Source organism: Streptomyces sp. NPDC059003 (genome assembly GCF_042740445.1).
Lineage (GTDB): Bacteria > Actinomycetota > Actinomycetes > Streptomycetales > Streptomycetaceae > Streptomyces.
In genome coordinates this window covers 1-10,895 of the sequence record NZ_JBHYJH010000221.1, presented here as the reverse complement: position 1 = coordinate 10,895, position 10,895 = coordinate 1, and the positions used below count along the sequence as shown (strand labels likewise).

Below are 10,895 nucleotides of genomic sequence, written 5' to 3'. Positions count from 1 at the left end.
CCCTCCGCCCCCTCCCAGTACGCGTACTCTGACCCACCCGCCCGCCCGTTTCCACCTCGCGGCGGGGTGAACGCCCCCAGTGGAGGCTCCCCGCCATCGGCGTCTGCGGCCCCCCACCGCTACCGCGGCGGACTGCCTTCCCCGCCCGCCCGCCCGTTTCTGCCTCAACGTGAGGTGGACGCCTCTTGTGGGGCTTGCCCGTCGTTGGCGGCTGGGGGTCCGCGGCCGCCAGCGGTGAATGGCCCCCACGAGAGGCGTCCATCCCGCGTCGGGGTGGAAACGGGTGGGCGGGTGGGAGAGCATCCGCCGCGGTAGCGGCGGGGAGCCCTCGCCGGGGGTTGTGTGGCCCGCAGCCGCCAGTGGTGAACGGCCCCCGCGAGAGACGTCCACCCCGTGTTGAGGTGGAAACGGGTGGGCGGGTGGGAAAGGCAGTTCGCCGCGGTAGCGGTGGGGGGCTGCAGGCGCCGATGGCGTGCAACCCCCGCGAGAGGCGTCCGCCCCGCGTGGGGGTGGAAACGGGTGGGCGGGTGGGAGAGGTAGTTCGGCGCGGTGGCGGTGGCGGGGTGCCTCCCCGCCGGGGGGGGGCACCCCGCGTGAGGGGGGCGGGACGGTCCCGTTGGGTGACGCGGGCGTGTCACTCCGTACGGAGACCGTCCGGCCGCATCATCCGCCACAGCGACGGCAGGCTCAGCACGGTGACCGTCGCGACGAGCGCGGCGCCCGCGCCGGTGAGCGGGACGAACACCCACCAGTCGGTGACCGACTTGTTCACCATGCGGCACATCACCGTACCGAGGGCCAGACCCCCCGCGATGGCGAGCCCGAGGCCGAGCACCACCGGGATGGCCGTCTGCCACAGGACCGACCACGCCATGGACGACCGCCGCGTACCGAACGCGGTGAGGGCCGCCAGCAGCCGCTTCCGCTCGCGCAGTTGCTCCAGCATGGACACCAGCATGGACGCCGCGATCAGGATCATTGTCGCGATCGCCCCGGCCTGCAGGCCCTTCGCGACGGACGCGTACTGCTTGTCGCGTTCGATCATGCGGATGGTCAGGACGCCGATCATCGGGTCGATGCGGGCCGCGGTGTTGCGGACGTACTCCTCGGCGTCCTTGAGACCCGGGTCGATCTGGACCGAGGCGTCCGTGGACGCGTTCCGCATCCTCGCCACGTCGAGGGCCTTCGGCGTCGCGAAGATCCCGAAGTGGAGGTCGCCCACGGGGTCGGGGCGCGCCTGCACCGTGCGGGTGGACTTCGGCAGCGTCCACGGGGCGTGCTTGCCGTTGCCCGGGCCCTCCCAGCTCGCGGAGTTGAGGTCGACCGGCCTGCCGGGGCGGGCCACCTCGTCGACCCAGCCGTTCTGGTCCGACTGGTCGGTGTGGATGATGAACGTGTCGCCGTCCGTGCAGGAGCTGACGCGGGCCAGCTCGCGCAGGGTGGCGCAGGTGCCGACGGTCAGCTTGGTGGTCGGCCGGCCCTCTTCCTCCTGGTTCTTCACCTTGCCGGGCACGGTTACGTACGTCGAGACCGAGCCGATGACGCTCTTGACGCCCTTCGTGCCCCGGAAGTCGTCGACCATGCGCTGGGCGAGCGCGCCGTCGGCCCTCTCGGACGAGACCTGCAGCTGGGCGCGGCGCGGGTCCGCGTCCGTCGTCGTGTTGAAGTCGTCGTGCATGGACGCGAACAGCATCTGCAGGGCGACCGCGCCCGCCACCGCGACGGTGATGCCGCTGACCGCGCGGGCCGCCGTGCCACTGCTCAACTGCAGCCGCCGGGTGGCCAGCTGCCAGGGCACGGCGCCGCCGCGCAGACGGCCGACGGCCGACTCGACGACCCAGGGGAGCAGCGTGGCGAGGCCGACGAGGGTGAGGGTCGCGCCCAGCGCGATCGTGTAGACGTCGACGTCCATGCTGTAGGCCTCGACGCGGTCCTGGTTGAGGAGGACCGCGAGGCCGAGGACGGGCAGCGCGAGCCGCCACCACAGCCGGCGCCCGCGCGCCTTCCCGCTGCGCACCACGCCGAGCGGCTCGATGGCGACCGCGCGCAGCGACACCAGCGTGACCAGGACCGACGACACCGGCACCGCGACGGCGATCAGCACGGCGAGACCGGGCATCGGCACCATGTCGGACGGGAACGCGCTGACCTGCCAGATGTCGACGACGCCGACCAACTGCCGCATGGCGAGGAAGAAGACGGCACCCAGGGCGAGCCCGACGAGGGAGCCGAAGAGCGCCTCGCCCGCCGCGATCCGCCGCACCGCACGCCGGTCCGCGCCCACCAGACGGAGCGCGGCGAGCCGCTGGTCGCGGCGCTCACCGCCGAACCGCACGGCGGTGCCGATGAAGATGAGTACCGGCGTGAGCAGCACGACGCAGATCAGGACGACCAGGACGATCAGGAGCGGGCTGAGCGGCTCCTTGTACGGGTCGTAGCCGAAGGCCTTGACGCGGTGGGCGCCCTGGTCCGTCGTGAGCGTGCCGGAACCCAGGTAGTAGTAGAGCTCCTGGGGACTCGTCAGGCCCGCGTCGCCGATGGTGCCCGTGACGCGGTACTGGGCGAACCGCTCCTTGAGGAGCCTGCCGTCGGAGCTGTTCATGAGGTCGCGCATCGCGGGCGAGACCACCATTTCGCCGGCCCCGGGCGCCGCGCTCAGGCCGGGCGGCAGGGCCGGACGGTCGCCGTCGGCGCGCAGCATGCGGCCGCTGATCTCGGAGTCGCGGAAGTCGGTGCCGGTCTGGCGCACGAGGATCGTCGTGTCGCCGGGCTTGAGCTCCTTGCCGCCGGTCCGCTCGTCGGGGTTGCGCGACGTCTGGCGGTCGTCCTTGTTCTGCAGCAGGTCGGGCACGGACGCGGCGCCGAGGAGCAGCGCGACGCCGAGGCCCACGCCGACGGCGGTGAGGACCGTGCGGATCCAGCCCTCGCGGCCGCCGCCGACCGCGAAGCGGATGCCCATGGCCAGGTCGCGGGCCCAGGCGCGGGCACCCGTCGGTCCGGCCGGTCCGGCGTCCTGCCCGGCGGGCGGCGCCGCGGGCTTCGTACGCGTACTGCTCATACGGGTCATACGAGGCGCTCCATGTCGCGGGACCTGCCGTCGCGTACGACGATCTCGCGGTCGGAGTACGCGGCCACGCGCGTCTCGTGGGTGACGAGGACGACGGCGGCGTTGGCGGACCGGGCGGCGTCGGTGAGGAGCTCCATCACGCGCTCGCCGTTGAGCGAGTCGAGCGCTCCGGTCGGCTCGTCGGCGAAGATCACGCGGGGGCTGGTGGCGAGCGCGCGGGCCACGGCGACGCGCTGGCCCTGGCCGCCGGAGACCTCGCCGGGCCGCTTGCCGCCCACGTCGTCGACCTCCAGGCGCTCCATCCAGGTCAGGGCGGTGCGCTCGGCGTCCTTGCGCCTGGCGCCGTTCAGGCGCAGCGGAAGGGCGACGTTCTCGACGCAGGTCAGCTCCGGCACCAGCTGGCCGAACTGGAAGACGAAGCCGAACTCGCTGCGGCGCAGCGCGCTCAGCTCGGTGTCCGTCATGCCCGTCAATTGACGGCCGTTGTACGAGATTTCGCCCGCGTCGGGGCGGACGATCCCGGCGAGGCAGTGCAGCAGCGTGGACTTGCCGGAGCCGGACGGGCCCATCACGGCGACGACCTCGCCGGGGTGTATGGAGAACTCGGCGCCGTCCAGGGCGGTGGTCGGGCCGTAGGCCTTGCGCAGTCCGTGGGCGGTGAGCAGGGAGCCTGCCGGGGTCATGCGGGGAGCACCTCCTTGGCGAGCCTGCCGAGCCGGGCAGAGGTCAGTTCGAGCCAGCGCAGGTCGGCTTCGAGGTGGAACAGGGCGTGGTCGCAGATCAGCTGGTCGGCGAGGTCGCCCTTGCGCTTGCGGTCGGTGAGGATGCGCATCATCCGCAGGTGCTCGGCGCGCTGGGTGTCGAGGATGTCGGCGGCGTCGCGGTGGGTGAGGAGCGCGAGGACGACCTTGGTGTAGAGGGTCGACTGGAGGTACGGCTCCGGCTTCTCGGGCGTCGCGAGCCACCGCTGGACATCGGTGATGCCCGCCTCGGTGATGGCGTACCGCTTGCGCTCGGGGCCGCCGCCCGCCTCTATGCCGTCGACCTCGACGAGGCCGTTCTTCAGCAGGCGGGACATGGTCGAGTAGACCTGGCCGTAGTGCAGGGGCTTGTCGTGCCCGAACTTCTCGTCGAAGGCGCGCTTGAGGTCGTAGCCATGCCGGGGTCCGGATTCCAGGAGCCCGAGGAGAGTGTGACCGATGGACATGCGGAGCACTATACACACCACGTATACGTGGTGTGTATACGCGGAGTGTGTAGCAGTGGAGGGGGTCACTCCGGCCGGCGGGCGAGGCAACCGTTCAGGTGTTTGGGGAGTCGATTCCGGTGGGACGGCAAGGGTTCCCCTGTGACGGGTGCTGATTGTCACGTCCGGAAAAGACCGGATCGAGGGGCTTTTGTCCTTGGGTGCGGTGTTAGCTTCATGAGCTGACCTGACGAGAAGAAGCGGAGCGAACCAGAGTCATGGGCCGAGCGGAAGAGCGAAAAGCGCGGCAGCGTGGTGCGCGCCGGGCAGCGCGAGGCCGCCCGGCCACCGGCACTCCGGCCGAGGGCACCTCGGACATCGGCACGTCGGGGACCGGCACTCCGGCCTCCGGCATACCCGCCTCCGGCGCTCCGGCCGGCGAGGCTCCCGCGGGCGCGAGCGCTTCCGAGGGCGGGGCGGGCTCGGGTTCCGGCTCCGGCTCCGGCGAAACCGGAGGCGGCGGGCGCCGCGCGGGCCGCCGTGGCCGCCCCGCCAAGCCCAAGCCCAAGGGCATACGCCGCTTCTTCACGTGGAAGAAGCTCATCGGCTACTTCTTCGGCTTCATCCTGCTCGGCATGCTCGGCTTCGTCGTCCTCTACCTGATGGTCGACATCCCCAAGGGCAACGCCGCCGCGAGGCTCCAGAGCAACATCTACAAGTACAGCGACGGCTCGCTCCTCGCCCGCGACGGCGACGTGAACCGCGAGATCGTCGACCTGGACAAGATCCCGAAGGAAGTGCAGCGCACCTTCGTCGCCGCCGAGAACAAGTCCTTCTACAAGGACTCGGGCATCGACCTGAAGGGCACCACCCGCGGCGTCCTGAACACCCTGTCCGGCAAGGGCAAGCAGGGCGGCTCCACGATCACCCAGCAGTACGTCAAGAACTACTACCTGTCGCAGGAGCAGACCGTCACCCGCAAGCTGCGGGAGCTGGTCATCTCCCTGAAGGTGGACCGCGAGAAGAGCAAGGACGACATCCTCGCGGGCTACATCAACACCAGCTACTACGGCCGCGGCGCCTACGGCATCCAGGCCGCCGCCCAGGCGTACTACGGCGTCGACGCGTCGAAGCTGAACGTCGCGCAGGGCGCCTACCTCGCCGCGCTGCTCCAGTCCCCGAGCACCTACGACTGGGCGGCCGCGTCGCCCACCGGCAAGAAGCTGGTCAAGGAGCGCTGGAACTACGTACTGAACAACATGGTCGAGGAGGGCTGGCTGGACTCCGGCAAGCGCGACGGCCTGAAGTTCCCGGTGCCGGACGACCCGAAGCCCGACCCCGAGAAGAAGGGGCAGACCGGCTATCTGATCGAGGCCGCCAACCAGATCGTCGAAGGACAGCTCGTCAAGCAGGGCTACACCAAGTCCGAGGCGGAGGCGCAGCTCAAGGCGGGCGGCTACACGATCACGCTCAACATCGACCCCAAGAAGCAGCGCCAGCTGGAGAAGGCCGTCGACCAGAAGCTCAACGACCGGCTCGACCCGGAGAAGAGCAAGGCCGACGCGCGCGTGCAGGCGGGCGCGGTGTCCGTGGACCCGAAGACCGGCGGCATCGTCGCGATGTACGGCGGCCGGAACTACCTCAAGCACTACACGAACAACGCGACCCGCACCGACTACCAGCCCGCCTCCACCTTCAAGCCGCTGATCCTGGCCGCCGCCCTCGAGGAGGGCGCCACGACGCAGTCCGGCAAGCCGATCACGGCCAACACCATCTACAGCGGCCGCAGCAAGCGCCCGGTCGTGGGCAGCGAGATCGGCTTCGCCCCGCCGAACGAGGACGGCCACTCGTACGGCCAGGTCACCGTGCAGACCGCGATGAACAAGTCCATCAACTCCGTCTTCGCGCAGATGGGCGTGGACGTGAAGATGGACAAGGTCCTCGCGACCGCGGGCAAGCTCGGCATGGACGTCAAGGGGCTGCCTGCCGTGCCCGCGCAGACGCTCGGCTCGATGGGCGCGAGCCCGCTGGAGATGGCCGGGGCGTACGCGACGCTCGACAACCACGGCAAGAAGGTCACCCCCCAGCTCGTGAAGTCCGTCGAGCACAAGGACCGCACGGTCGACGTGCCGGAGGCGATCGGCGGCGAGGCGATCAGCCGGGGCGCCGCCGACTCCGTGACGTCCGTGCTCACCGGCGTGGTCGACGACGGCACCGCCCGGACGTCCGTGCGCGACGCGCCCACCCGCAAGGGCCAGCAGGTCGCGGGCAAGACGGGTACGTCCGACGACAACAAGTCGGCCTGGTTCGTCGGCTACACGCCGAAGCTGGTCACGTCCGTCGGCCTGTTCGGCGAGCAGCCCGAGAACGACGGGAAGTTCAAGCGCGGCGACCAGGTGTCCATGCGCGGCGCGGGCGGCAAGCCGCGCGTCGACGGCGGCAGCTTCCCGGCGGAGGTGTGGGCGGCGTACATGTTCAAGGCGACGGGCTCGCGCGCCAAGTTCGACCTCGACACCACCATGGGCGCCGGCGTCGCGCCGCCGCCCGAGCCGACCACGCAGGCCCCGCGGACGCCGTCGGCCCCGACCACCGAGCCGGACGACAAGGACGAGCCGACGACGAAGCCGCCGACGACGAAGCCGACGGACCCGACGACGAAGCCGCCGACCACGCCGCCGACGACCCCCTCGACCAAGCCGCCGACGACGCCGCCGACGACCCCGCCGACGACGAACTCGCCGACGTTCGGCCCCGGCGACCCGGACGACCGGGCGGACCGGTCGAGACGCGAGGACGAGTAGCCCACGAGCGGGCCCAACAGCCCAAGGCGCCCGGAACCACTGGTTCCGGGCGCCTCGTCCGTTCCGCTCGCGGCCGCGCCCCGGCGGCCCGTTCAGGTGGTCTGGTTCAGCTCGAACCAGACCACCTTCCCCGTGCTCAGCCGCGTGGCACCCCACCGCCGCGCCAGCTTGTTGACCAGGTAGAGCCCGCGGCCGCCCTCGTCCGTCGCGCGGGCCTGGCGCAGCCGCGGCAGCTGCGGCACGTCGTCGCCGACCTCGCAGCGCAGCACGTCCGTGCGGAGCAGGCGCAGCGTGATCGGGCGGGTCGCGTACCGCACGGCGTTGGTGACGACCTCGCTGACGAGCAGCTCCACCGCGTCGTTGAGGTCCGTCAGGCCCCAGCGCTCCAGGGCGCTGCGGGCCAGACGGCGGGCGCGCGACGGAGTGGCGTCCTCCGGTTCCAGGAACCAGTAGGCCACGTCGCTCGGCGCGATCCCGTCGAAGCGGGCGGCGAGCAGCGCGATGTCGTCGTCGCGGTCGCCCGGGCCGAGCATGTCGAGCACCTCGTCGCACAGGGCTTCCAGGGGCGGCGGGTGGTCCGGCCCGGTCAGCTGGGCGGTCGCGGCGAGCCGCTCGCGCAGCTGCTCTATGCCGGTCCACACGTCGCGCAGGCGGGACTCGACGAGCCCGTCCGTGTACAGGAGCAGCGTCGCGCCCGCCGGGGCGTCCAGCTCGACGGCCTCGAAGTCGACGCCGCCGACGCCGATGGGCGCGCCCGGCGGCACCCGCAGGACCTCGGCGCGGCCGCCCAGGTGCAGCAGGACGGGCGGCGGATGGCCCGCGTTGGCGATGGTGATGCGGTGCGACACCGGGTCGTACACCGCGTACAGGCAGGTCGCCATGCGGTCGGAGCCGAGCCGTTGGGCCTGCTCGTCCAGGTGGTGCAGGACCTCCTGGGGCGGCAGGTCGAGTCCGGCGAGGGTCTGCGCGGTCGTGCGCAGCTGGCCCATGATCGCGGCGGACGTCATCGAGTGCCCCATGACGTCGCCCACGACCAGGGCGACCCGGCTGCCGGGCAGCGGGATCGCGTCGTACCAGTCGCCGCCGACGCGGGCGGTCTCGGCGGCCGGGAGGTAGCGCGAGGCGAGCCGCACGCCGGTGGCGCGCGGCAGGGTCTCGGGCAGCATCGTGCGCTGCAGCTCGTCGGCGATGTACGCCTCGCGGCCGTACAGGACGGCCTTGTCGATGCCGAGCGCGCTGTGCGTGGCGAGCTGCGCGGCGACCAGGAGGTCGTCGGTCTCGAAGGGGTGCCGGTCCGGGCGGCGCAGGAACACGGCGGCGCCGATCACCCGCCGCCGCCCCCGCAGCGGCGCCAGGATCGCCCGCTGGCCGCCCGGCACCGCCCGGCCCTCGCCGAGCAGTTCGGGCAGCGCGCCGAGCGCCGTCGAGGCGTCCGCGAAGACCGGCCGCACCCCGCGCAGGACCTCGGCGAGCGCGCTGCCGACGCGGACCTCGCACAGCTCGGCCGCCGTCGCCAGGTCCGACTGCACCTGGAGCGCGGGCAGCGTGCCGCCGTCGGTGTCCTGGTCCTCCGGGATGCGGTCCGTGCGGCGCAGGCGCAGCAGCAGCGGTCCGGTGGGGCGCTCGTCGCCGACGGGCAGCGGGTCGCGCAGATAGACCAGGATCGCGTCCGAGAACGTCGGCACCGTGGCCCGGCACAGGCCCATCACGATCTCGTCCAGGTCGATGCCGCGGGCGATGCGCCGCGTCGCCGCGCCCACGAACCGCAGCCGGTCGCCGTCGCGCCGCATCGCCGCGGGGCCCGGCGGGCGTGGGCGGCCCGAGCGCCGCTCCGTGCCGCCGGGAGCGCCCGCGGCCGCCGGCTCGGCGCCCGCCCGGATGTCGTCCGGACCCGCCTGCCCCATCTGCTCTGTCTGCTCTGTCTGCCCGACCTGTCCCATCTGTGACGGAACCCCTTCGGGTGCGGGGCGCGGCCGGTGGCTGCCCGGTCCGTCCGTGGCCTGCGTCGACGACTGGGCGTGCTCACTGCCCGTGCCCATGCCCGCGTCCTGCTCGCCCGTGCGTGCCTGTGCGGGCAGGGCGTTCATGCCTCCGGAGCCCCGTGCCTCCGTCTCCGGGGTACGCAGCAGCGCCCCGCGGGGATCCGCGGGGGCGGGTGGCCGGGCAACTGGTGCCTTGCGGCCCTCGTAGGGGCTGAGGTGCTCCGTCACGCGTTTCGAATCCGTCCGTCCGGGGCTGCGCGCCGCGCGCGCCGTCCAAGCGTTGCTCAGCCGCGTCGGCAATGCAGGAATAACTGGTGCTCAGGTGGTGCGTCGGTGCTCGCCGGGGCGTACGCGTACGACTCCTCGTGGGCGATGTCGAAACCGGCGTCCCGCACGACCTGCCGCAGTTCGTCCCGCAGGTAACCGGATACCCGGATCGTGTGCCCCAGGAACGGAATCGCCGCGTCGTCCAGGTCGGCCTCGACCATCGAAAGGGCGAGCAGGCCGCCGGGTCTGAGGAGCGACCGCAGCAGCCGAAGAGCAGACGGTATCTCCTCACGGGGCAGCATCAACAGCGCGAAAAAACACGCGATCCCGTCGAACTGCCCCACAGCGCCCTGACCTTCGCCGTCGAGCCGCAGGTCCGCGAGGTCCACGCGGCGGAATTCGGCGGCGGGCGGCGGCACGTTCTTGCGCGCGAGATCCAGCATTCCGGCTGACAGGTCGACACCCACGACCGTGTGCCCCGCGTCGGTGAGCTGACGGGCCGTGGGCAGGCCCGTGCCGCACCCCACGTCCAAGACGCGCGCGCCGCGCGGAAGTTCGGCGGCGAGGCGGTTTCCGGCCGCGACCTGGCCCTCCTTGTGCGGGAACGCGACGTCGTACGCCGCGCCGATCGCGTCGAACGCCTCGGCCTGGCCCGCGCGGTCGCGGACGCCATGCGCTCCGTAATCCTCGCTCACGTTCAGCCGCTCCTTGATGACATCCTGTCAGGCCGCGCGAGGGCACGAGGAGTTGTTGCTGTGCGCCCTTGCGGAGGACGATCCTACGTTTGAACCACGGTGGTGCACCAAGGGTCTCATGGCGACACATGCGCGGGCGTGCGGTCCCAGTCACGCGGCAGGACGGGAATGCGCCAGGACGGATCCGGGCGCCAGTCCTGCCAGCCGTCCCCGAACGGCGGCGCCCACGCGCGGATCGCCGCCACCGCGGCGCTCCCCGCCCGCCGGACCTCCGCCGCCTTCTCCTCGTCCATCAGACCCGCCCTGCGCGCCTGCTCGAACTCGTCCTCGTCGTGCCAGCGCCACGAGCCGTCCGGGCGTACGGAGATGTCCAGGAAGTGGTCCTCGGAGTCCACGCCGCCCGCCCAGCGCGTGCGGGGCTCCTCCAGGTTCACGTACCAGTTCTTGAACCGCCACCCCGGCTCCCAGAACAGCCACACCGACCAGGGCTCCCCGGGGCGGGCCAGCTTCAGGACGCCCGTGCCGAACCAGTGGTCGCGGCGGGTCGTCCTCGGCTTGGTGTACCGGGTGGCGAGGGGTTCCTCGTGCACCGGGGTGCCGTCCGCGAGGACCGGTTTCACGCACTCCGTGCCCGGGGCCAGCCAGACGGCCAGGAGGGTCTCGCTGTCCTCGACGACGGTGACGGGCCGGCAGATGTGGGCGGTGTCGCCGCCGTTCGCACGGTAGCGCCACAGGATGTGGTCGCCGGGGGCCCACCGGGGGGTCGTCTTTCCGCTGCCGAGGTCTGTCATGAACAGATAGTAGGCGGTGAGTTTTCCCCCACCCCGCCCCTCGTCCTCAAACGCCGGACGGGCTGAAAAATTCAGCCCGTCCGGCGGTTTTGGTCAGGGGGGTGGT

The 10,895-nt window shown here is 72.0% G+C and carries 7 protein-coding genes; 1 reads left to right on the top strand and 6 read right to left on the bottom strand.

The annotated features are described in order from the left end of the window. Positions 1 to 634 precede the first annotated feature (634 nt). From ACFWZ5_RS40825 to ACFWZ5_RS40815, 3 genes are read right to left on the bottom strand one after another with little or no spacing between them, the layout of a single operon-like run. Positions 635 to 3,067 carry an FtsX-like permease family protein gene (locus tag ACFWZ5_RS40825; protein ID WP_384803787.1) on the bottom strand — a complete coding sequence of 811 codons (2,433 nt, stop codon included), beginning with the start codon at positions 3,065 to 3,067 and terminating at the stop codon, positions 635 to 637. After that, positions 3,064 to 3,750: an ABC transporter ATP-binding protein gene (locus tag ACFWZ5_RS40820; RefSeq protein ID WP_384803789.1), complete on the bottom strand. Its 687-nt coding sequence runs from the start codon at positions 3,748 to 3,750 to the stop codon at positions 3,064 to 3,066. Before ACFWZ5_RS40820 ends, ACFWZ5_RS40825 begins: the two co-directional genes overlap by 4 nt. Beyond that, complete coding sequence (locus ACFWZ5_RS40815) at positions 3,747 to 4,274, bottom strand: PadR family transcriptional regulator (protein ID WP_384803792.1); 528 nt, start codon at positions 4,272 to 4,274, stop codon at positions 3,747 to 3,749. The genes ACFWZ5_RS40820 and ACFWZ5_RS40815 overlap by 4 nt, the downstream gene beginning before the upstream one ends. Positions 4,275 to 4,531: 257 nt before the next feature. On the opposite strand from ACFWZ5_RS40815, the gene ACFWZ5_RS40810 reads away from it, so the two are divergent. Continuing rightward, a complete protein-coding gene (locus tag ACFWZ5_RS40810) occupies positions 4,532 to 7,054 on the top strand; it encodes a transglycosylase domain-containing protein (protein ID WP_384892254.1) in 2,523 nt (840 codons plus the stop codon). A gap of 92 nt (positions 7,055 to 7,146) precedes the next feature. Here ACFWZ5_RS40810 and ACFWZ5_RS40805 read toward each other — a convergent pair whose 3' ends face one another. The 3 genes from ACFWZ5_RS40805 to ACFWZ5_RS40795 form a co-directional block, all read right to left on the bottom strand. After that, positions 7,147 to 9,264, bottom strand: coding sequence for a SpoIIE family protein phosphatase (locus tag ACFWZ5_RS40805; protein WP_384803798.1), 2,118 nt, complete (start codon positions 9,262 to 9,264; stop codon positions 7,147 to 7,149). Between the two features lie 56 nt (positions 9,265 to 9,320). Continuing rightward, complete coding sequence (locus tag ACFWZ5_RS40800; protein WP_384803801.1) at positions 9,321 to 9,998, bottom strand: class I SAM-dependent methyltransferase; 678 nt, start codon at positions 9,996 to 9,998, stop codon at positions 9,321 to 9,323. A 116-nt stretch (positions 9,999 to 10,114) separates the two neighbouring features. Next, the gene (locus tag ACFWZ5_RS40795) at positions 10,115 to 10,789 is read right to left on the bottom strand and encodes a DUF402 domain-containing protein (protein ID WP_384803804.1); all 675 of its coding nucleotides are present in this window, start codon (positions 10,787 to 10,789) and stop codon (positions 10,115 to 10,117) included. Between the last annotated feature and the right edge of the window lie 106 nt (positions 10,790 to 10,895).